Annotated in this window: 23 protein-coding genes; 7 read left to right on the top strand and 16 right to left on the bottom strand. The window is 70.4% G+C overall.

The genetic code is table 11. The annotated features are described in order from the left end of the window. Positions 1–21: 21 nt before the first annotated feature. The 5 genes from ACIO1C_RS13530 to ACIO1C_RS13510 form a co-directional block, all read right to left on the bottom strand. Complete coding sequence (locus tag ACIO1C_RS13530) at positions 22–1,605, bottom strand: ABC transporter substrate-binding protein (RefSeq protein WP_401862275.1); 1,584 nt, start codon at positions 1,603–1,605, stop codon at positions 22–24. A gap of 138 nt (positions 1,606–1,743) precedes the next feature. After that, the gene (locus ACIO1C_RS13525; protein ID WP_401862273.1) at positions 1,744–2,550 is read right to left on the bottom strand and encodes an SDR family oxidoreductase; all 807 of its coding nucleotides are present in this window, start codon (positions 2,548–2,550) and stop codon (positions 1,744–1,746) included. Between the two features lie 95 nt (positions 2,551–2,645). Beyond that, entirely contained in the window at positions 2,646–3,407 is a 762-nt protein-coding gene (gene fabG / locus ACIO1C_RS13520; protein ID WP_401862272.1) for a 3-oxoacyl-ACP reductase FabG, read from the bottom strand. A gap of 339 nt (positions 3,408–3,746) precedes the next feature. Further along, entirely contained in the window at positions 3,747–4,130 is a 384-nt protein-coding gene (locus ACIO1C_RS13515; protein WP_161308469.1) for a DUF3037 domain-containing protein, read from the bottom strand. Further along, positions 4,127–4,984 carry a HipA family kinase gene (locus tag ACIO1C_RS13510; RefSeq protein ID WP_401862269.1) on the bottom strand — a complete coding sequence of 286 codons (858 nt, stop codon included), beginning with the start codon at positions 4,982–4,984 and terminating at the stop codon, positions 4,127–4,129. The genes ACIO1C_RS13515 and ACIO1C_RS13510 overlap by 4 nt, the downstream gene beginning before the upstream one ends. A gap of 446 nt (positions 4,985–5,430) precedes the next feature. Here ACIO1C_RS13510 and ACIO1C_RS13505 point away from each other — a divergent pair, with 446 nt between their 5' ends. Both ACIO1C_RS13505 and ACIO1C_RS13500 read left to right on the top strand, forming a co-directional pair. Beyond that, positions 5,431–5,988, top strand: coding sequence for a MarR family winged helix-turn-helix transcriptional regulator (locus tag ACIO1C_RS13505; RefSeq protein ID WP_401862267.1), 558 nt, complete (start codon positions 5,431–5,433; stop codon positions 5,986–5,988). Continuing rightward, on the top strand, positions 5,985–7,655 hold the full coding sequence (locus ACIO1C_RS13500; protein WP_401862265.1) for an MDR family MFS transporter: 1,671 nt from the start codon (positions 5,985–5,987) through the stop codon (positions 7,653–7,655). The genes ACIO1C_RS13505 and ACIO1C_RS13500 overlap by 4 nt, the downstream gene beginning before the upstream one ends. Before the next feature lie 142 nt (positions 7,656–7,797). On the opposite strand, the gene ACIO1C_RS13495 is transcribed toward ACIO1C_RS13500, so the two are convergent. From ACIO1C_RS13495 to ACIO1C_RS13475, 5 genes are all read right to left on the bottom strand, one after another. Then, positions 7,798–8,307, bottom strand: a complete 510-nt coding sequence (locus ACIO1C_RS13495; RefSeq protein WP_401862262.1) for a hypothetical protein — start codon at positions 8,305–8,307, stop codon at positions 7,798–7,800. A gap of 168 nt (positions 8,308–8,475) precedes the next feature. Further along, positions 8,476–9,003, bottom strand: coding sequence for a hypothetical protein (locus tag ACIO1C_RS13490; RefSeq protein ID WP_401862260.1), 528 nt, complete (start codon positions 9,001–9,003; stop codon positions 8,476–8,478). A 216-nt stretch (positions 9,004–9,219) separates the two neighbouring features. After that, entirely contained in the window at positions 9,220–9,591 is a 372-nt protein-coding gene (locus ACIO1C_RS13485) for a VOC family protein (protein WP_401862257.1), read from the bottom strand. Between the two features lie 127 nt (positions 9,592–9,718). Beyond that, on the bottom strand, positions 9,719–9,880 hold the full coding sequence (locus tag ACIO1C_RS13480; protein ID WP_401862255.1) for a hypothetical protein: 162 nt from the start codon (positions 9,878–9,880) through the stop codon (positions 9,719–9,721). A gap of 331 nt (positions 9,881–10,211) precedes the next feature. Next, complete coding sequence (locus ACIO1C_RS13475; RefSeq protein ID WP_401862254.1) at positions 10,212–10,391, bottom strand: hypothetical protein; 180 nt, start codon at positions 10,389–10,391, stop codon at positions 10,212–10,214. A 173-nt stretch (positions 10,392–10,564) separates the two neighbouring features. Between ACIO1C_RS13475 and ACIO1C_RS13470 the strand changes: the two genes are divergently transcribed. Both ACIO1C_RS13470 and ACIO1C_RS13465 read left to right on the top strand, forming a co-directional pair. Beyond that, entirely contained in the window at positions 10,565–11,116 is a 552-nt protein-coding gene (locus tag ACIO1C_RS13470) for a hypothetical protein (protein WP_401862251.1), read from the top strand. 236 nt (positions 11,117–11,352) lie between these two features. Continuing rightward, complete coding sequence (locus tag ACIO1C_RS13465) at positions 11,353–12,711, top strand: S28 family serine protease (RefSeq protein ID WP_401862248.1); 1,359 nt, start codon at positions 11,353–11,355, stop codon at positions 12,709–12,711. A gap of 334 nt (positions 12,712–13,045) precedes the next feature. Here the strand turns inward: ACIO1C_RS13465 and ACIO1C_RS13460 are convergent, their stop codons facing one another. Both ACIO1C_RS13460 and ACIO1C_RS13455 read right to left on the bottom strand, forming a co-directional pair. Continuing rightward, positions 13,046–13,216, bottom strand: coding sequence for a hydrophobic protein (locus ACIO1C_RS13460; RefSeq protein ID WP_161311333.1), 171 nt, complete (start codon positions 13,214–13,216; stop codon positions 13,046–13,048). Between the two features lie 93 nt (positions 13,217–13,309). Then, positions 13,310–14,134 carry a class E sortase gene (locus tag ACIO1C_RS13455; RefSeq protein WP_401862246.1) on the bottom strand — a complete coding sequence of 275 codons (825 nt, stop codon included), beginning with the start codon at positions 14,132–14,134 and terminating at the stop codon, positions 13,310–13,312. Between the two features lie 336 nt (positions 14,135–14,470). Here ACIO1C_RS13455 and ACIO1C_RS13450 point away from each other — a divergent pair, with 336 nt between their 5' ends. Next, positions 14,471–14,905: a Rieske (2Fe-2S) protein gene (locus ACIO1C_RS13450; protein WP_401862243.1), complete on the top strand. Its 435-nt coding sequence runs from the start codon at positions 14,471–14,473 to the stop codon at positions 14,903–14,905. A gap of 208 nt (positions 14,906–15,113) precedes the next feature. On the opposite strand, the gene ACIO1C_RS13445 is transcribed toward ACIO1C_RS13450, so the two are convergent. After that, positions 15,114–16,019 carry a LysR family transcriptional regulator gene (locus ACIO1C_RS13445; RefSeq protein ID WP_401862241.1) on the bottom strand — a complete coding sequence of 302 codons (906 nt, stop codon included), beginning with the start codon at positions 16,017–16,019 and terminating at the stop codon, positions 15,114–15,116. Positions 16,020–16,087: 68 nt separating this feature from the next. On the opposite strand from ACIO1C_RS13445, the gene ACIO1C_RS13440 reads away from it, so the two are divergent. Next, positions 16,088–17,152: a DMT family transporter gene (locus tag ACIO1C_RS13440; protein ID WP_401863177.1), complete on the top strand. Its 1,065-nt coding sequence runs from the start codon at positions 16,088–16,090 to the stop codon at positions 17,150–17,152. Here ACIO1C_RS13440 and ACIO1C_RS13435 read toward each other — a convergent pair. Continuing rightward, entirely contained in the window at positions 17,143–18,474 is a 1,332-nt protein-coding gene (locus ACIO1C_RS13435) for an aminotransferase class I/II-fold pyridoxal phosphate-dependent enzyme (RefSeq protein WP_401862240.1), read from the bottom strand. The genes ACIO1C_RS13440 and ACIO1C_RS13435 overlap by 10 nt on opposite strands. A gap of 36 nt (positions 18,475–18,510) precedes the next feature. Between ACIO1C_RS13435 and ACIO1C_RS13430 the strand changes: the two genes are divergently transcribed. Continuing rightward, positions 18,511–19,251 carry a pyridoxamine 5'-phosphate oxidase family protein gene (locus tag ACIO1C_RS13430; RefSeq protein WP_401862237.1) on the top strand — a complete coding sequence of 247 codons (741 nt, stop codon included), beginning with the start codon at positions 18,511–18,513 and terminating at the stop codon, positions 19,249–19,251. 19 nt (positions 19,252–19,270) lie between these two features. Here ACIO1C_RS13430 and ACIO1C_RS13425 read toward each other — a convergent pair whose 3' ends face one another. Further along, a complete protein-coding gene (locus ACIO1C_RS13425) occupies positions 19,271–20,293 on the bottom strand; it encodes an EamA family transporter (RefSeq protein WP_401862235.1) in 1,023 nt (340 codons plus the stop codon). 148 nt (positions 20,294–20,441) lie between these two features. Next, entirely contained in the window at positions 20,442–20,978 is a 537-nt protein-coding gene (locus tag ACIO1C_RS13420; RefSeq protein ID WP_401862234.1) for a Clp protease N-terminal domain-containing protein, read from the bottom strand. Positions 20,979–21,113: the final 135 nt, after the last annotated feature.

Here is a 21,113-nt window from a genome sequence, read left to right as displayed (position 1 = left end):
GGTCCGGTGCCCGAGTGAGCGTTACCAGCTCGCCTTGCGGTTCAGTTCCCACATCTGCATGACCGTCTGCGGATCGAGCGCCCGCTCCCCGCCCCCGATGTCCTCCCCCGCCGCGACGTACAACTTCCCCTGCCACAGGGGCAGCAGCCGCACGTCCTCGACGAAGATCTCCTGCGCGCGCTCGAACTGCCCCGTGACCGCACCCCGGTCGCTGACCTTCCGCGACTCCGGCAGCAGCTCCCGCGTGATCTCGTCGCTCTCGTACGGCGTGCTCAGCGCGTTGTTCTTGCCCACGAAGGGCGCGATGAAGTTGTCGGGATCGGGGAAGTCGGGGAACCAGCCGCGGCCGAAGACCGGGTACCGCCCCTTCGTGTACCCCGCCTGGAAGTCCTTCCAGGGCTTGCCGTGGAGGGTGACCTCGAACAGCCCCGACGCCTCCAGCTGCCTCTTGATCTCGGTGAATTCCGCCGCCGTACCGGAGCCGTAGCGGTCCGTCGTGTACCAAAGCGTCAGCGGCACTGGCTCCGTGATGCCCTCCGCCAGCAGGAGGGCCCGCGCCTTGGCGGCGTCCGGTGCGCCGAACCGGTCGAAGAAGCTGGTCGCGTGGCTCGCGATGCCCTTGGGCACCATCGAGTACAGCGGCTCCGCCGTGCCCTGGTAGACCTTGGCGACCAGCGCGTCACGGTTCACGACCTGGGCGATCGCCTTGCGTACGGCGAGCTGCCCCACCGCCGGGTCGGTGGGGTTGAACACGAGGTAGCGGATGTCGGCGCCGACCGTCTCGACGAGCTGGAGGTCCTCGTTCTCGGGCTTCTTCTGTTCGAGTTCGACCACGTCCTGGGAGGTGAGACCCCGGTAGATGACGTCGATGTCCTTCTTCTTCAAGGCGCCGAACAGGACGGCGGAGTCCTTGAAGTACTGAATGGTGACGCCTTTGTTCCGGCGGTCGGCGAACCCCTTGTACTTCGTGTTCTGGACCAGTTCCGCCTTCGTCCCCGGGGTGTACGAGGTGAGCGCGTACGGCCCCGAGCCGCTCACCTTGCCGTCGTCCCGCAGCTTGTCGGCCGGGTACTCGGCGGGATCGACGAGGGACATCGCGGGGGTGGCGAGAATGAACGGGAAAGTCGCGTCCGGCTTCTTCAGCCGGAAGGTGACGACGTCGTCGCCGGTCGTCTCGACCTTGTCGAGCGACTCCAGCAGACCCGCCGGCCCGCCTTGTACGTTGATGGCGCGAATGCGGTCGAAGGAGTGCTTGACGGCCTTCGCGTCGAGTTTGTAGCCGCTGGAGAACGTCAGCCCTTCACGCAGCGTGCACCGGAAGACCTGATTGGTGGTCGGGTCGGTGAAGGCGCAGTTCCGCGCCGCGTCGGGCTGGGGGTACGAACTGTTGGTGGGGAAGCTCAGCAGCGTCTGGAACACATTGCGGAACAACTCCCACGAGTTGTCCCACGAAGCGGCGGGGTCGAGCGTGCTCGGCTCGCTCGTCGTGCCGACGATTATTCGCCGGCCGTCCTCACCGTTCTCGTCGGGGAGTAACCCACATGCCGTGAGCAGGGACAAGGACGCGAGGGCCGAGGCAGCCTGTCTACCGGTCCGGTTGAACACCGCGCACACTCCTAGTTCAGCCATGGATCGGCAGACCATACCGCAATGCCCCATCCGGTCAACATGTTGATCAGATGGGGCACTTGGGGAGTTCCGCGGCACTGCGTGTCAGTACTGGTCAGCGCGTGTCAGCGCGTGTCAGCCGACTCCGGCGTTCAGGAAGATGCCTCCGTCGACCACCAGGGTCTGGCCGGTGATCCAGTCCGACTGGTCCGAGGTGAGGAAGGCCGCGGCCCCTCCGATGTCCTCGGGCACCCCGAGCCGGCCAAGCGGGTACGAGGCGGCGGCCTCGGCCTCGCGCCCCTCGTACAGCGCCTGCGCGAAGCGGGTCTTGACGACCGCGGGCGCGATCGCGTTGACCCGTACGGCAGGCGCGAACTCGTGCGCAAGCTGGAGGGTCAGGTTGACCATGGCCGCCTTGCTCATGCCGTACGCGCCGATGAAGGGCGATGCGGAGATACCGGCGAGCGACGCGATGTTCACGATCGCGCCGCCGTTCTCCTTCTGCCAGAACTTCCAGGTCAGCTGGGCGAAGCCGAGCGCCGAGACGACGTTGGTCTCGAACACCTTGCGGGCGACGTTCAGGTCCAGCTCGGCCATCGGGCCGAAGACCGGGTTCGTACCGGCGTTGTTGACGAGGAAGTCGATACGGCCGAAGGCCTCCATCGCGCGCTCGACGGCGATCGCCTGGTGCGCCTCGTCGTGCGCCTTGCCCGCGACGCCGATGACCCGGTCGGAACCGAGCCGCTCCACGGCCTCCTTGAGGGCGTCCTCGCCTCGCGCGGTGATGCAGACCCGGTCGCCGCGGGCGACGAGCGCCTCGGCGACTCCGTAACCTATGCCGCGGCTCGCCCCTGTGACCAGCGCGACCTTGCCGCTGTCCCGGGGCCGGCCGCCGGGCGTCCGGTCGTCCCGCGCCTGTTCGTCCTGCGTCTGTTGTGTCATGTCCGTGATCCCTGCTCCCGGGCGTCTCAGTGCGTCGGTGCGTCGGTGCGTCGGTGCGACTGCCGGCGCCGGTGCCAGTGCCGGCGCCTCGGCGGCTAGTTGAGCGGTCCGCCGGCCACGTACAGCACCTGGCCGGAGACGAAGCCGGCCTCCTCGGCGGTGAAGAAGGCGATGGCGTTCGCGATGTCGTCCGGCGTCCCGACGCGCTGGACCGGGATCTGGGTGGCGGCCGCGGCCTGGAAGTCCTCGAAGCCCATGCCGACCCGCGCGGCGGTCTGCGCCGTCATCTCGGTGACGATGAAGCCGGGGGCCACGGCGTTGGCGGTGATGCCGAACTTGCCCAGTTCCTTGGCGAGGGTCTTGGTGAAGCCCTGGAGGCCGGCCTTGACCGCGGCGTAGTTGGCCTGGCCCCGGTTGCCCAGCGCGGAGCTGGAGGAGAGGCTGACGATCCGGCCGAAGCCCGCGTCCACCATGTGCTTCTGGCAGGCCTTCGCCATCAGGAAGGCACCCTTGAGGTGCACGTTCACCACGGTGTCCCAGTCGGACTCGGTCATCTTGAAGAGCAGGTTGTCCCGCAGTACGCCGGCGTTGTTGACGAGGATCGTCGGCGCGCCCAGCTCGGCGGCGACGCGTGTGACGGCCGCCTCCACCTGCGCGCTGTCGGACACGTCACAGCCCACGGCGAGCGCGGTGCCGCCTGCCGAGGTGATCTTCTCGACGGTGTCCTTGCAGGCCGCCTCGTCCAGGTCGAGTACGGCGACGGCACGGCCCTCGGCCGCCAGTCGTACGGCGGTGGCGGCGCCGATGCCCCGGGCCGCCCCGGTCACGACCGCGACGCGCTGCTCAGTGGTGGACATGCATGTTCTCCTCGCCCTAGGAACCCGCGACTCTCGATGACCCCACGCGGTCACCGGACACGATCACCGCACGCGATCTCCGGCCCTGATCTCCGGCCTCGATCGCTGAGCAACCGCTTAGTAGCTTCAGCAGACGAGACGCTAGAAGCAGCGGCACTCGGTGTCAACGCCCGACGCCGTCGACAGCCCGATCGGCCGAGAACGATCGGGGGGGGCGGAGGGGCCGGCGGACGCGACACACCGCCGTGCCCGCCACAGGCCACACGGCCCGGAGCAGCACCGGACACAACGCCCGGCAAGTCCCGGCACCTCCCGGCACCTCCCGGCACACCACCCGCCTCAGCGGACCAGCAGCTCCAGCAGGCGCTCCGTCTCCGCCTCGGGATCGGCCGTCAGCCCCGTGTGTACGGGCCCGGGCTGTACGACGGTCGAGCGCGGCGCGATCAGCCACCGGAAGCGCCGTCCGGGGTCGTCCCCGGCCGCCTGCCCCGCTCCCGTACCGCCGCCGCAGACGCTCTCGACGGCGCGCAGGGCCGCCCGTACCCCGACCACATCGGCGTCCGGATCGAGGGCCTTCAGCTTGGCCTCGTCCAGGTAGGTCCTGGCCGCGACGTAGGAGGCCGCCCGACAGTAGACGAGCACCCCGGCGTTGAAGCACTCACCGCGCTCCATGCGCGGCACGACGCGCAGCAGCGCGTACTCGTAGACGTCCCGCTTGCTCACTTGACGCCGTCCTTGTCGTTCGTGCTCTTCGCCCGGTCGGGGCGAGGGGTCAGCCGGTCGGCGAGCCAGCCCGGCGCCTGGGAGGGCCTGGTCCTGGCGGGCGCGTCGAAGACGATGCGTTCGTGGATGCTCGCGGCTCGTGCCAGCAGCGGCTCCGCGTAGGCGCGGCGCAGCGCGTCGGTGGTGTCAAAGCCGGGCTCGTCCGCCAGCCACTCGTCGGGTACGTCGGCGACGACCGCGGCCAGCAACTCCTCGGTGACCAGCGGGGCGAGGGCGGCGGCGGCCGACGCGATGTCCGGTGCGAAGGCCGCGAGGGCGTGGGCCGAGGCGTTGTACGGCTTGGCCGCGGAGGCCTGGGCGGTGGGCCAGTTGTGGTGCCAGATCATCGTGGCGCCGTGGTCGATGAGCCACAGGTCCCCGTGCCAGACGAGCAGGTTCGGGTTCCGCCAGGAACGGTCCACGTTGTTGATCAGCGCGTCGAACCAGACGACGCGGCCGGCCTCCGCCGCGTCCACCTCGTACGCGAGCGGATCGAAGCCGATCGACCCGGGCAGGTAGTCCATCCCGAGGTTCAGCCCGCCGCTCGCCTTGAGCAGGTCCTGCACCTCCTCGTCCGGCTCGGAGAGACCGATGACCGGATCGAGCTGGATGGTCACGAGTTCCGGCACGCGGAGCCCCAGCCGACGCGCCAACTCCCCGCAGACGAGCTCGGCGACCAGCGTCTTGCGCCCCTGCCCCGCGCCGGTGAACTTCATGACGTACGTGCCGAGGTCGTCCGCCTCGACGATCCCGGGCAGCGATCCGCCTTCCCGTAGGGGGGTGACGTAACGGGTCGCGTTGACTTCTGTGAGCATTTCCCAGGCCGTCCGTCTCTTCAACCTTGCAATCCACGGTCAACTCTACAGAGGCATAGCAGCGGGAATGACCCGCCAACGGCGGGGAGAGTCTGGGGAGTTCCGGTCGGCCTGCCGATCTCCCCGTTCCCCCCGAGCAGTCCGTCAATGGCGGCGCGCCCCCTGCTTCCGGCCTCCGGTGTGAAGTGAGCATAGTAACCGAGGGTGATCGCGGGCGAGGAGTGCCCGAGCCACCGCGCCAACATCACAACCGACTCTGCGGCCTCAGCATGATCGAGGCACAGGTGTGCCGCAGCACGTGGAAGCTACGCGGATCGACACCTCCCCGGGCCTGCGGTGCGTGGCCCCGGCGCTCCCCCTCCACCCCGGCGTCGAAGGCACCGCCAGGACAGGATATAGTTGCGTGATACACGCAACTGGTTGCTGATGTGAGGGGAGGTACGAGCGTGGGCGATCCGCCCCCGGAAGGGGATCCCGGCTCGTCGCCCGAGGGGTCCGGCAGCGGTGAGACCGTCCGGCAACTCGCCGAGGGTGTCGACCGCCTCATGCGGATGTTCATCCGTACGCGCGCGCAGTTGCTGGACCGCGCCCGCGACGACGTCGACTGGTCGGTCCAGATCGTGATGGGCGCCCTCGTCAAGAACGGGCCCCTGCGCGTCAAGAAGCTGGCGGAGCTGGTCCAGTCCGATCCCTCCACTGTCAGCCGTCACGTGGCACAGCTCGTACGTGACGGCTTCCTCGAAAGACGCGCCGACGCCGATGACGGCCGCGCCTGCCTCCTGGTGGCCACCGACAAGGCCCGGCGTGCCGTCGCCGACCGGACCCGGTCGCGCGACGTGCACTTCGAGAAAATGCTCCACGCATGGGACGACCACGACCGTGAGCGGCTGGCCGCGCTGCTGGTGCGATTCATCGACGACTTCGAAACGTACAAGAACGTGCTCGCCGACAAGGATTGGAAGGGCCTCGGTCCGGCGGCGAGCCGAGAGGAGAGCACCGCATGAGTTCCACCAGCGCCGCGTCCGCCGATATCGGCCCGGTCGGTACGGGGGAGGCGCCGAGAACCGGTTACACCCACCGGCAGATCATGGTCATCCTGTCCGGTCTGCTGCTCGGGATGTTCCTGGCAGCCCTGGACCAGACCGTCGTCTCGACCGCGATCTACAAGATCGGTGAAAGCCTCGACGGGCTGACCGCCCAGGCCTGGGTGACCACGGCGTTCCTCATCACGTCGACGATCGCCACGCCGATGTACGGCAAACTGTCCGACCAGTACGGGCGCAAGCCCTTCTTCCTCTTCGCCATCGCGGTGTTCATCACCGGCTCGGCGCTCTGCACCCTCTCCACCTCGATGTACATGCTCGCCGGGTTCCGCGCGTTCCAGGGCATAGGCGCCGGCGGCCTGTTCTCCCTCGCCTTCGCGATCATCGGCGACATCATCGCGCCGCGTGAACGCGCGAAGTACCAGGGCTACTTCATGGCCGTCTTCGGTACGTCCAGCGTGCTCGGCCCGGTCGTCGGCGGCGCGCTGGCCGGCCAGGACACCCTGCTCGGCATCGACGGCTGGCGCTGGATCTTCCTCATCAACGTCCCGATCGGCGTCGTGGCGCTGATCGTGGTGGCCAAGGTCCTCCACCTGGAGCACAACCGGCGCGAGCACCGCATCGACTTCGCGGGTGCCATCGCCCTCGTGGTCGCGCTGGTGCCCCTGCTGATCGTCGCGGAACAGGGCAGGACGTGGGGCTGGGGTTCCGGCTCCTCGCTCGCCTGCTACGTCATCGGCGCGCTGGGCGTCGTCGGTTTCCTGGTCGCCGAGCACCGGGCCGGGGACGACGCGCTGCTGCCGATGCGGCTCTTCCGCAACGGCGTGTTCGCTGTCGGGGCCGCGCAGTCGACGATCATCGGTATCGGCATGTTCGGCGGCATCACCCTGCTGCCGCTCTACCTCCAGCTCGTCAAGGGCAACTCCCCGACCAAGGCGGGTCTGCTGACCCTCCCCCTGGTGCTGGGCATCATGGCGCTCTCGGTCGTCGCGGGTCAGATCACCTCACGTACCGGCCGGTACAAGATCTTCCCGATCATCGGCGGCGGCCTGCTCGTCATCGGCATGCTCATGCTGTGGCGGCTGTCGGCCGACAGCGGCCTCGTCTACACGGACATCGCGATGTTCGTGGTCGGCGCCGGTCTGGGGCTGAACATGCAGACCATCGTGCTGGCGATGCAGAACGCCGTGCCGCCGCGTGACATCGGCGTCGCCACCTCGTCCACCACGTTCTTCCGGCAGATGGGCGGTACGGCGGGTGTCGCCGTGTTCCTGTCGATCGTCTACTCCGTGGTGGGCGGCAAGATCAGCGACGCCTTCGCCGACGCACGCGGCACAGCGGCCTTCCAGGCCGCCGCGAAGGCCCACCCCGACCAGCTCAAGACACTGACGTCGGCGTCCTCCGGCTCGGCGGGCACGCTCGACAACACGTCGTTCCTCAACCACCTCGACCCGGTTCTCGCCCACCCCTTCAAGGTCGGTTTCACGAACGCGGTCACGGTCGCGTTCCTGGTGGGTGCCGTGGTGTTGGTGTTCGCCTTCATCCTGGCCTTCTTCATCAAGGAGGTGCCGCTGCGCACCACGGCGGCGGCCTTCACGAAGGAGCCGGCCGAGAGCGAGGCGAAGTAGCGACACCGCACGGCGGGCCCGGGTGAGCCGCGAGTGGGGCCGACCGGTCGCCGGATCACTTGATCCCCGGGGCCGTTGATCCCCGTGGGTTCGAGGCAACCGAAGGCCCTTCAGCCTGAACCCACGGGTCCACCGGTCTGCTTCAGGCCGGCGGACCCGTGGGTTCGGTGGGAACACGAGGGTGCCGTGCGAGCCGAAGAGCTTCGGCCAAGACGTCGGCGTCGACCTGGGCCGGTGTCCTGTCGCCGTATTCGAGGACGTCGTACTCGTCGTCCAGATGGGCCAGTCGTTCGGCCAGGGGCAGTTCGTGTCCGAATCGCTGATGGATCCGGAAGGCCAGTTCGCGAGATGTCAGCCTGCCCGCCAGCGTCCGGGCGGCAAGTGCCCGTACGGCGGCTTCCTGTCCGGCAAGGCTTCCCACCAGGTGGAAGGTGAGACCCAGTTCGTCGAGAGCCGGGGGCAGGAGGTCGGGGACGTCGTAGTTCGCCTCCGCGCGTGTGCACGCGGCCAGGACCCGCAGGGCAGGACTGTCGAGGCCGGCAACGAGTGCGTCGCAGGCAGCGGTGACCACGTCGGTTGCGCGGATCTCGCCCATGCTCCAGAGAACGGCGCAGTCCTGAAGCTCGCGGGCCGGCGGTTCGGTCAACGGCATCTGTTCATGATCTCGTCAGTGGGTCGAGCAGGTCGAGTGGGTTTCACACCGCGGCAGCGGTCTGCGGGGCGGACGACTGCGCGTCTCACTCCGTCGAGCGATGAAACTGCCACGGCCGGTTCGCTGCCGCTCCGACGACCGGAGAGCCGGAACGGGGGCCCCGCCGCGTCAGGCGGTGACCATGATCGCCTCGATCGACCGGTTCGCACCCGTCGTGCCGACCGTGATGCGGCCGCCCGCCACCCAGCCCTGCCAGCCGTAGCCGCTCAGGTGCGCGTTGGCCGCCACGCTTCCGCCCTGGGTCTGGAACTCGACGGCCTCGATCGGCAGGGACTGGCCGGTGGTGCCGATCTCGAGGGTCTCGTTGTCCCCGACGCAGATCCAGGACTGCCAGCCGATCGTGGAGACGTGCGCACGCGCGCACAGACCGGACATGCCGACCGTGACGAATCGCAGCGCTTCGACGGCCCTGCCCTCGCCCGTGGTTCCCGCCATCACTCCGCCGCAGGAGTACGCACTCTCCCAGCCGATGCCCGCGACGTGCGCCTGGTAGCAGAGCACGCGGTTGGCCGCGGCCTGCGCCGTGCCCGCGCCCGGCTGCCCGCTCCCGGCGGCCCGCGCGGTGCCGACCCCGACGAGCGAGGAGCCAAGAGCGAGCAGGGCGCCCGCAAGAGCCATCGTCGGTAACTTGCGCATGGGTCATCCCCTCCCGGGGGTCGGCACGACTTCGACAACCAGCGGCAGTGCGTGGCAAGGATGTGCAACCGCCCTCCACACAGTCAACACCGCGCACACCGTCGCTCACCGCCTCGCCGGAATCGGACCACGCCCGTGTGCGGGATCGGCGTCCCACTTTGCCGGGCCGAGCAAGTGCGCATGCCGTCCGGGGTGGTCTCCCCGGCCCACTCCTCGTCAGCCCCGCAGGAGGCAGAAGGGATGGCCGGCCGGATCTGCGAAGATCCTCCAACCGCGCGTGTCGACGTGGAGCAGCGTGGCGCCAAAGCCGAGGACCTGCTCCTGGGCCCGGTCAAGATCGGGGACATCAAGGTCCAGATGGAACTGCTGCGGATACGTGCTGTCCGGCCACCGCGGCGCCCGGTGATCCTTCACCCGCTGGAACGCGAATACCAGGCCAGAGCCCGTGTGAAGGGTCGAAAAGTCGTCACTGACCGCCCACCTGCGATCGGGCTCGTTGACCGTACCGCCGAGGAGTGATTGGTAGAACCGGGCGAGTTCAAGGACATCCGGACAGTCCAGAACCACGCACTGCAGCTTGCCGATCACCGGTGATCCTCCCACAGCACGGGCCCCTGGCTCCGGTGAGCCACGGCCCGACGCGCAGCGCTGCGCGGGACCGCCGAGCGCGTAGACCTTAGCCGCGTCTTCCGCCACTCGTCCGTCACATCACGATCTACGGCTGGAGGGCAGGCAGCCTCGGCCCGGCATCCGTACGGGCGGCGCGAGGATCGCGGCCGGGCCGGAGCGCGCCGGCAGCGTCGGCGGCCGCGATGTCGCGGAGCAGCGCGCCGACCGCACGTGTGAGCGGATCGCTGACGCGTGGTGCGCGGCTCACGAAGGCCGCATTCACGGCGCCATGCCGTTGGCGCCGACCCCCGCGCAGGCCGGCGCCGCCGTCGCGGCCCGCGATGCGATGCTGGAGCTGCTCTCCGAACGGGCCGGTGTGCGGTACGGGCGACACAACGCCTACGGAGCCCCACTATCAGCGCTATCAGCGGTCCGCTGACGGGCGGTCGAGCCTGTCGGCCGGTGGTCGATGGCGACGCGGGGACGACGGGCGAGTGGGCGACCGCGCGGATCCGCCCGGAGCGCGGGTCCCGTGTTCTCATCTGCGCCGATCCTTCTCGGTGACCAGCGCGCTGATCGCGGCACCGAGGCCCATCGGCTCACGCCCGTCGCGCCGCGCCGTACGGACCGGCCCGCGGCTTCTTCGCCCTCTTCTGACCGCCGCCGTTCCTTCGGGCCTGCTCCGTCGCGGCCCACGGCGCGACCCGGGCCGGGTCGACGCCGGACCGCTCCCCGGCGGCCGCACCCGGCTGCTCCTGCTGCTCCTGCCGCACGGGCACGGCCGCGCCGACGCACGGCTGCCCTGGTCAGGAGGGCCAAGTACTGCGTCCGTACGTACAAAAGGGCAGGCGCGGATGCGGTGGGGGCGTAGCGTGCGCGTCCGGGCCTCCCGGCGATGCAGGAGTGGCCTTCTCTGAGATCAACAAGGAACGACGCCGAAAGGGCACCCCACATGCGACTCAGTCGTACCCGCACCCGCACACTCGCCGCTCTGGCCTTCCTGACCGCCACCGGCCTGTTCCTCACGGCGTGCGACTCCGACTCCATCGCCGACGGTTCCGCGAGCAGCTCCAGCCCCGGCACGAGTGCGGGCGCCGACCCGAGCACAGGTGAGGCTGCCGACCCGACCACGAGTGCCAGTTCGAGTTCCGGTGGCGACGACAGTACGAGCCCCGATTCGGATTCGGGCGACGATGCCAACGCTGCCGCCGGCAGTGGTACCGACAACGGTCCTGTCGACAATCCGGATGCCCCTGGTGCCGACGGCACGTTCAGCGGCGTACTGACCTTCTTGGCGCCGGGCAAGCTGCTGGTCGGGGAACGTGCCTTCTGGGTCGCCGAGGACACCGAGATCATCGGCGGCGACATCTGCGGAGATCCCGAGACCCCGGAAGCCGAGAAGTGCACCCCGGACGACTTGGACGCCGCTGCGGAGAACGGCAACCTGAACGTCGAAGTGACCATCAAAGAGGGCGTGGCCGAGCAGGTCCGCCAGGCCTCGTAACCACGAGCCGGGCGGCCGCGCCACGTAGGGGAACGGTCCCCTCTCCCGGCTCGCCCCTACGTCCGGCCCCCGGTATGAAGTGAGCACAGTAACCGAGGGTGATCGCGGGCCCGGAAGTCTCAGCCTCGCTCAAGGGCCTCCCGTACGTGAACTCCGGTGCGTTCTCCCCCGCGTGGGGGACACCGCTCACCCGGCGAGGGGATCCGTACCCCAAGGCCCGTGACTTGACTGGCCACATGAGAAGAACTCACCGCCTTCCCCTCCGCGAGGCCCTCGTCGTCCTCGCCCTGCTGGCCGTCCCGCCGATCGCCGGGCCGCTGCCGGGAACCGCCGCCCCGGCAGCGGCGGCCACCTCCGAGCAGTCGCCCGACGGAGACGTCCGGGCCCGCATCGAGGCCGTCCCCGGCATGCGGGTGACGGCGGAAAAGCCCGCGGCGCCCGGCTACCGCTTCTTCGAGCTGGCCTATCGGCAGCCCGTGGACCACCGCCACCCCGCGAGCAAAACGTTCGAACAGCGGCTGACGCTCCTGCACAGGTCCACCCGGCAGCCCATGGTGCTGTACACCTCCGGCTACGACCTCGTCGCGAGCCCGGACTTCCGCTCCGAGCCCACGGAACTCGTGGACGGCAACCAGATCGTCACCGAGCAGCGGTTCTTCGGCGAGTCCCGGCCGAGCCGCGTCGACTGGTCGAAGCTGGACATCTGGCAGGCGGCGAGCGACCACCACCGCCTGATCGAGGCGCTCAAGCCGCTCTACGGCGGCCCGTGGATCTCGACGGGAGTCAGCAAGGGCGGTATGGCCTCGGTCTACCACCGACGCTTCTACCCCCGCGATGTGAACGGTACGGTCGCCTACTCGGCGCCCAACAACGTGGACGACCAGGACGACAGCGCGTACGACGCGTTCCTCGCGAGCGTGGGGACACCGGCCTGCCGCGCGAAGCTGGAGGCCGTACAGCGTGAGGCGCTCCTGCGGCGGGACGAGATGGTGGCCCGGTACGAGGAATGGGCAGCCGGAGAAGGGCACGCGTTCACGGTCATCGGCGGCGCCGACCGGGCGTACGAGCTCGCCGTGCTGCGTGCCATACCGATGTACTGGCAGTACGGCGACGCCCTGTGCACCGGCGTCCCGGACCCCTCGGCCTCCACGGAGGAGCTTTACACCTGGCTGGACAGGACCTCCGGCCTCGCGAACTACACGGACACGACGCTCACGCCCCTCACGCCGTACTTCTACCAACTGGGCACCCAGCTCGGCTATCCGCAGTACAGCACCCCGCATCTGACCGGCCTGCTCCGCCACCCCGGCATCCAGGATGTGCGGACCTACGTGTCGCGCGAGATCCCCCTGCGTTTCCAGCCGCACGCGATGGCCGACGTCGACCGATGGGTACGGAAGGAAGGAAGCCAACTCCTCTTCGTGTACGGGCAGAACGACGCCGCGACCGCCGAGCGCTTCCGCCTCGGCAGTGGCAGCCGGGATGCTCGGATCCACGTCGCGCCGGACACCAACCACCGGGCACGCATCGCGTCCCTGGACGCGGAAGCCGCGACCCAGGCCACGGCGACGGTCCGGCGGTGGGCCGGGGAGTAAGGGTCCCGGTGAAACGCGACGGTGCCTCTCCGGTTGACCGGAGAGGCACCCCCGCACCGCCGCGATCAGCAAGGAATTGCGTACGGATACGTACGGAAGGTGACCGGGGGCATGCCGTGCTGGAGGCGCGGTTCCCTGTGCGCCACGGCAGCCACCCGGTCACCTCTGAGGTTCCCCTGCCCCCGTTCGCGGAAATGACGTTTGCCGGTGCGGTCCCTTCTTCACTTCTCGACGCTTTTCCCATCCGGCTCTCACAGGTTCGCCGGGACATAAAAAAATTCGGGTGGGGCCGGACTGAACGTCCGGCCCCACCCGAAAGTGCTGGAAACGCTGTCTACCAGCGGTACCAGCGGCCTCGCTTGCCGCCGCCGGCCGCGGGGCGGACGACGAAGCCGAGCAGCCATACCACCAGCACGATGATGGCGATCCACCACAGAATCTTGAGTGCGAAGCCCGCACCGAAAAGAATCAGGGCGAGCAGAAGAACGAGTAGCAGGGGAACCATAGTTATCAACCTCCAGGACAGCGTGTGCCCCGGAGGAATCTGCTCATGCATATGATCTTATGTAATTCTTACAGCACGCTGGGTCACCAGCGTTCAGGGCGTGGACGCCTTCTTCTCCCCGACCAGTTCGCCGATCTTGTCGATGCGGTGCTCCGGGTTGTGCTTGTCGTCGCGCCAGAAGTTCCCGGCCGCGTTGTCCTCCGGTGTCGCGCACGTCGAGAGTGTGATCATCGCCTTGGTCGGGTGCTTGTCCGGTGAACCGGGCACCGCCGCCCGCTGGTCCGCGAGGGAGCTCGCGGAGCGGAAGGAGGTGATCCGGGACTCCGTGATCTTGTACTCGTACGTGGTCCCGTCGGCTGTCACGAACACGCGGTCGCCCGCCTTGAGCGACGGCACCTCGCGCAGAGGGCCGCCCGCGGAGAGGCGGTGGCCCGTGACGAGGTAGTTGCCGACCTCACCGGGGCCCACGCCCCCGTCGGGCCCGTACGGACTGGCGGCGATGCCCCGGTCCTGTATCCGCGTCCCCGGCCAGTCGTCGGTCGTGCCCTTGTACGGGACCACACGCAGCGCCTTGATGTCGATGGACGGGATGGTCAGCGTGGCGTTGACGATCCGCGTGGACGGCGCGCGCGGCGACGGCTTCGCGGACGCGGCGTCGGACGTCCCGGTCCCCGTCGCGGTCCCCGCCGCGGTCCCGGTCCCCGTCCCCGTCCCGGTCGGCGGTGTTTCCGTCGGGCCCGTCGCACTCCTCGTCGGCGCCGGCCCCGTCACCGCCACCGACGCCGGAGGTCCGCCCGCCGGCGCACCCGCCGCACCGGCGCCGCTGCCCGCGCCCGCTGCGGACGAGCCGCCCAGAACGGCGACAAGCGCGCAGGCCAGCGCCGGGACAACAGCTCGGGATCGGTACGTGGAGTACATGATCCTCCTGGTGGGATGCCGGCGAGAGCCGCGTAGGTGCGTTTCATCAAATGTCCGACTCCGCCGCCGAACCGTCAACCCGGGGCCTGCGGCGGACCACGCGAGAGCGTCCCACGAATGAGGAACTCCCCGCCCGGCGCGGAACATCGCCGATCACGTCGTCGTCACAGAGGATCCTCAGAGAAACGGGGTACACAGAGGAATCCGAGGACGGAATCCGAGGGCAGCCACCGGGGATTCCGGAGAGTTCGCCCCACGCTTGAACACGGAGACGGGTTTGTCCGTACTTTCCGGTGATCGGCCGACGTAGTGGCGGCCAGGAGAGAGGTACGCAGCATGACGGGAACGCAGGGCACCGCACGGATCGTGACACGCCGGACCATCGTCGCCGCGGCAGGCGCCGTAGGGCTGGGCGCGGCACTCGTCGCGTGCGGGGACGACACGTCGGGGACCGCCGACCAGAAGCCCGGCGACGCCGGAGCGGGCGACGTCCTCGCGAAGACCACCGACATCCCCGAGGGTGGCGGAAAGATCTTCGACGGCCAGGGAGTGGTGGTCACCCAGCCCGAGGCCGGACAGTTCAAGGCCTTCTCGTCCAAGTGCACCCACCAGGGATGCGCCGTGACGACCGTGAAGGACGGCGTCATCAACTGCCCCTGCCACGGCAGCCAGTTCAGCGTCACTGACGGCAGTGTGAAGCAGGGCCCCGCGACCCAGCCCCTGCCCGCCGCGTCGATCAAGGTCACCGGAGACTCGATCACCCTCGCATGACACCGCGCGTACGCATACGCCCACCGATACGGATACCGCCACGGGCACGCCCACCCGTCCCGCCCCGCACCGGGACGCTCAGCCGGATCCGTACCGGCGCGTACGGCACCGCGTTATTACCCCGGCGGGCGGCGGCACGCGGCGGCTTGGTGGGCAGTCGGGGGTACGTGCCTGGGCGGGGCCCTCTCAGCCCTTCCGGGCAGTCGCCTCAGCCCTCGACCGTCCGCGCCGCCGCACCCAGCGCCTCCACCGCCGCCCTGATCGAGGGGCGGCGGCCCGCGTCCGTGCGCCACACCGCGTGGATGTGCCGCCACATCTTCTGGCGTACGGGGACCACCGCCACACCCTCAGGCACCGGCCCGCGCCCCAGCCGTGGCGCCACGCAGACGCCAAGGCCGGCCGCGATCAGGGCGAGTTGGGTGTGGTGTTCCCCCGCCAGGTGACCGATCCGCGGCTCCATGCCCTTCGAGCGGAGCGTGAACATCAGCCAGTCGTGACAGAATTCACCCTCCGGCCAGGACACCCAGGAGTCCTCGGCGAACTCCTCCAGGTCCACCTCCGACCGGCCCGCGAGCCGGTGGTCGGCGGGCATCGCCACATCGGCGGCGTCGTCCAGGAGATGCGCGATGGCGAGACCGCCCGGCACGGGCAGCCGTTTGTTGTTCCAGTCCAGCACCACGGCGAGATCGAGATCGCCCCTGAGGACTCCCCTGATACCGGCTTCCGGCTCCAACTCCCGTGCCATGACGCGCAGTTCCGGATGGGTGTCGCGCAGGGCGCGGATCGCGACCGGGAACAGCCCGCGCGCCGCCGTCGGGAACGCCGAGATCCGCACGTCGCCCACCACCCGGCCGCGCTGCGCCTCGATGTCCGACTGCGCGACCTCGACCTGCGAGATGATCCGCGCGGCATGGTCGGCGAGCAGCCGGCCGGCGTCCGTGAGCCTGACCCCCCGCCCGTTCTTGGCGAGCAGCTGCTGGCCCACCTCGCGCTCCAGCTTGGCCAGCTGCTGGGAGACGGCTGAGGTGGTGACGTGCAGGCCCTCGGCGGCGCCGCTCACCGAGCCGTGCCGGGCCAGCGCGTCCAGGGTCCGCAGTCGCTCCAGATTCAACATGTAAGCGATGCTAAGACATCGGACGCACAAAATCTCGCTTGTCCTACGAGATGGTTCACGTCATGGTGATGACCATGAGCACCGCCACCCCGCCTCGCCCCGCCCCCGCCTCCCTCCCGCACTCCCCCACACCGGCCCCCGGCACGCCGCGCGTGCGCCGCGTGATCGGCTGGCGCGTCCGGTTCGCGGCGCTCTCCCTCATCTGGGGCTTCAGCTTCCTGTTCATCAAGGTGGGCACCGACAGCTTCGCGCCCTTCCAAGTCACCTTCGGCCGCCTCCTGTTCGGAACGGCGGTCATCGGGATCGCGCTCGTGTGGAAGCGCGAGCGGCTGCCCCGGGGCCTGCGCACCTGGGGTCATCTCGCCATCGCGGCCTTCCTCCTGAACGCACTGCCGTTCTCGCTGTTCGCGTACTCCGAGCTGACGATCCCCTCGACGCTCGCGGGCATCTGCAACGCGACCTCGCCCCTGTGGGGCATGCTGCTGTCCTTCGTCGCCCTGTCCGAGGACCGCCCCACCCGCCGCCGCGTGGCCGGCGTGGGCATCGGATTCCTCGGGGTGCTGACCGTCCTGGGCGCCTGGCAGGGCTTCTCCGGCCTCGACGTCACCGGTACGGCCATGGCCCTGCTGGCCTCGCTGAGCTACCCGGTCGGCTGGATCTACGTACGCCGCACCCTGGCCGGCGGCAGCCATTCGCATCTCTCGCTCACCGGCACGCAGTTGCTCCTCGCCACCGCGCAGCTCGCCGTGGTGACACCCCTGTTCACGTCCATGCCGACCTCGTTCCCGCTGTGGCCGCTGCTGGCGGTGGTGGTGCTCGGGGCGCTGGGGACCGGCCTGGCGATCCTGCTCCAGTACGGAGTCGTCGCCGAGGTCGGCCCGACGATCGGCGCGATGGTGACGTACTTCATCCCCGTCATCGCCACGGCCGCGGGGGTCACCCTCCTCGGCGAACCGCTGAGCTGGAACACCCCCGTCGGCGCGGTGGTCATCCTGGCCGGCGCCGCCCTGACGCAGAGCAAGCCGTGGAAGTCCCGTAAGCGGGGAGGGAGCGGAAGCCGGACAGCCGAGGCGGACATGACGAAGGGCGCGGCTGCCTCACCACAGCCCGCACCCGCACCCACTCAGCCGTAGCTGCGCGCGGGCGCCGGTCCCGCCGCCGCGGCCAGCGCGTCCGCGAGCGACGCGATGTCGCCGTCCGAGAGCGCCGACACGGTGACCCGTACCGCCGCCCGCGTAGACACCCGGAAGCGCGCCCCCGGCGCGACCGCCCACCCGGCGTGCAGCAGGCCCGTCACCGCACTCGTCTCGTCGGCGACCGGCACCCAGACGTTCATGCCGCTGCGGCCGAAGGCCTCGACACCCCGTACCGCCAGGGCCCGTACGAGCGCGTCGCGCCGTTCGCCGTACGCGCGCGACACCGCCGGGACGTCCACCGCGCCCGAGGTCCACAGGTCCACGACGGCCCGTTGGAGGAGGCGGCTGACCCAGCCGGGACCGAGCCGCTGACGGCCCGTCACCCGGTCGATCGTCATCGCGTCACCGGTCAGGACCGCGAGGCGCAGATCCGGCCCGTACGCCTTCGCCGTGGACCGCACCAGCGCCCAGCTGTCGGTGGCCCCGGCGAGCGGGTGCAGGGGCAGGTCCACGAAGTGGTGGCCGTGGTCGTCCTCGATCACCAGCACCTCGGGGCGGGTGGCGAGCACCGCGCGCAGCCGCGCCGCCCGGGCCGCGCTCACCGCCGCGCCCGTCGGATTCTGCGCGCGGTCGGTGACGATGACCGCGCGGACGCCGTCGCGCAGCGCCCGCTCCAGGTCAGCGGGCAGGGGCCCCTCGTCGTCCACCCCCACCGGCACGGGCCGCAAGCCGAGCGCGGGCACGAGGTCCAGCAGACTGCCCCAGCCCGGGTCCTCGACGGCGACGGCGTCACCGGGCCGGAGGTGGGCGGCGAGCACCCGTTCGATCGCGTCGAGGGATCCGGAGGTGACGGCCACCGGCCCGCCGGGCACGCCGTCGGCGTCCAGTCCCGCGCGGGCGAGCCGTGCGAACTCCGGGTCGACCGAAGCCTGTCCGTACATCCCGGGCCGCTCCGCGTTGTGCCGCGCGGCGGCGGCGAGGGCGTCGTGCAGCGGCGGCAGCAGGGCGGGATCGGGGTTGCCCGCCGACACGTCCCGTACGCCGGGGGGCGCCTCGACCCGGATCGACCCACGGGCCGTGCTGGCCGGGCGCGCCCGTACGCGACTGCCCCTGCGCCCCGCCGTCTCGATCACCCCGCGCTCGCGCAGCGTGCGGTAGGCGGCGGCGACGGTGTTCGGATTGACCCCCAACTCCGTCGCCAACTCCCGCATGGGTGGCAGCAGTTGGCCCGGCACCAGCTCGCCCGAGCCGACCGCCCGCTCCACACTCGCGGAGATGTCCGCCGCACGCCGACCCTGGATCCGATACTCTCCTAGCACAAAGATTACTATGCACTAGTGCAATGGAGGACACAAATGCCGGAGAGCGCACAGCCGGGTGGCGCACTGCCCGGGACGGCACCGCGGAACACACCACCGCGGAACGCACCACCGCAGGAGACCTCCGCCGCCTACCGGCCCACCGCGCGCACCGTTCCGACCCGCTCCCGCGAACGGGCCTCGTACGACCGTGAGTTGGTCCACGCCATACTCGACGAGACGTACATCTGCCATCTCGGTTTTGTACGCGACGGCGCACCCGTCGTCCTGCCGACGCTCTACGGCCGGGTGGACGAGCGGCTGTACGTCCACGGCTCGACCGGCTCGCGCCCGCTGTTGCTCGCGGGCGCCGCCGACCCCGGCCTCCCCGTGTGCCTGACGGTCACCCACGTCGACGGCCTGGTCCTGGCGCGCTCCGCCTTCCACCACTCGATCAACTACCGCTCCGTGGTGGTGCACGGCGTCGCCCGCCAGGTCACCGACCCCCAGGAGCGGCGCATGGCGCTCGACGCGATCGTCGACCACGTCGTGCCCGGCCGCGCCGCCGACTCGCGCCCCGCCAACGCCAGGGAACTGGCCGCGACCGCCGTGATCCGCCTCGACCTCGACGAGGTCTCCGCCAAGGTCCGTACGGGCGGCCCCAACGACGACGCCGAGGACCTGGAACTCCCGTACTGGAGCGGGGTGGTCCCCGTCGTACGCGGTTACGGCCCCCCCGTACCGGCGGACGACCTCGACTCGTCCGTACCCCTGCCCGACTACCTCGCCGCCCACTGAGACGACGTCCGGACGGGCTCTAGCCGGCCGGCCGGCCGGTCTCCTCAAGAACATCGGTGGCCGCGGGTGCCGGGGCTTCGCCCCCGCCACCGCTCCCCGCACCCGTACCACGGGAGGGCGGCCGGGGCGTCGAGGACTGCGCGATGAAGGCGCCGACCAGCACCACCGCGCCGCCGGCGATCTGCGGCGCGGAAAGGTGCTCCCGCAACAGCACCCACGCGAGAACGGTCGCGATGACCGCCTCCAGGCACGCGACCACCCCGGCCACCTGCGGCGAGAGCTTCCGTACGGACACCACACCGGTCGTGTACGCGAGCACGGTCGCGATCACCACGATCCAGCCCAGCAGGAGCGCCGCGGGCACCTCGGAGCCGCCCAGGTCGGCCGTACCGCCGAGCAGGGACCAGTCCATCTCCCACGGCCGGCCGACGACGGTCAGCACCACGGTCCCGACCAGCAGTCCGTACGCGATCACCCCCAGCGGATCCGCCGTGTCCGCCGGGTCCTCCGTACCGCTCCCCTGGTCCGACAGCACGAAGTAGCCGACCTGGCAGCAGGCCGCGGCGAGCGCGAGCAGGATCCCCACCGGGTCGAAGCTCAGCCCGGCCCAGACCTCGACCACACAGGCCAGGCCGCCCACCGCCAGCACGACCCCGACGGCGGCGGCCCGGGTGACGGGTCGCCGCTGCACGAAGCGGACCCAGAGCAGGACGAGAGCGGGCGCGAGGTACTCGACGAGCAGCGCGACACCGACGGGGATACGGGAGAGCGCGGCGAAGTAGAAGGCCTGGACGCCGGCCACGGCCAGCAGGCCGAATCCGGCGAGCAGCGCGGGCCTGCGGCGGACCAGGTCGCGGTGGCGCCAGGCCACCGGAAGCATGAGCAGGGCCGCGCCGGCGACCCGCAGCCAGACCACCTGGAGGGGGTCGAGCCCCGCCTCGATCAGCGGCTTGGCCGCGACACCGGAACCACCGAACGCGAACGCCGACGCCAGGGCCAGGCCCAGTCCGACGCTCCTCCCCTGCCCCTGAGACGCGTGCATGGCGTCATCATGACAGGTCACGTCAGGAGCTACACACCGGTCACACCTGTCATCCGCCCGCGCATCCCCGCCCGCCCCGTCAACCGCCCCGCCGGCTGTCCCGTCGCCCCGCCGTCAGCCGCGCGGCTGACGGCGGGTCACCCCGTCGTCAGCCGCGCCGACCCGCTCCGGACAGCCGTCCCGACAGCGACAGCGCGTCCACCCCCGCCCGTTCGAGCACCTCGACCGCCCTGCACGACCGGTCCCCGGCGAGCGCGGCCAGCAGGTCGAGTCCGGAGGCCCGTGCTTCGCCGCGCCGCGCGGCCCGCTCCAGCGCGTGGTTCATGGCGGCGACGGCGGGCGGGGACCAGCCGGTCACGGCGTCCTCCCGCAGGACCGGTACGGCGCCGGAGTCCTCGACCGTCCCCTGCCAGCGCAGCCCGTACCCGATGCTGCGCTGGACGAGATAGCCGAGCACCCGCGCGACCTGGGGCCCGCCGTCGAAGGCGGCCCGCACCCCGGGATCGGTCTCCAGCAGGGAGTGCAGGAGATGGGCCGTGTCGATCTGCGCGTCACCGTCGCGGTGGGCCCTTCTGCGCGCGCCCGAGACGACCGACGCCAGCTCCACGGTGAGCCGGGCGTCCAGGTCGGCGCCCGCACGGGTCGGTACGGGTTGCCGGGGCACTCGCGGGGTAGGGCTCTGCACTCTCTCACCTCATCAGCCGGCCCCCGGGGAAGGCATCCCCGGCGGGGGCCATCTTGGTGTCCCACGGAAGGTGGGCGCATTGGGCGGGTTCCTCATCCTTACGAATGAGATCTGCCCCTTCTCACCCCCGAGGGG

The organism is Streptomyces sp. NPDC087420 (genome assembly GCF_044744165.1).
Lineage (GTDB): Bacteria > Actinomycetota > Actinomycetes > Streptomycetales > Streptomycetaceae > Streptomyces.
Note: the sequence above shows the minus strand (reverse complement) of the source record. Positions and strands in the feature narration are given on the sequence as shown.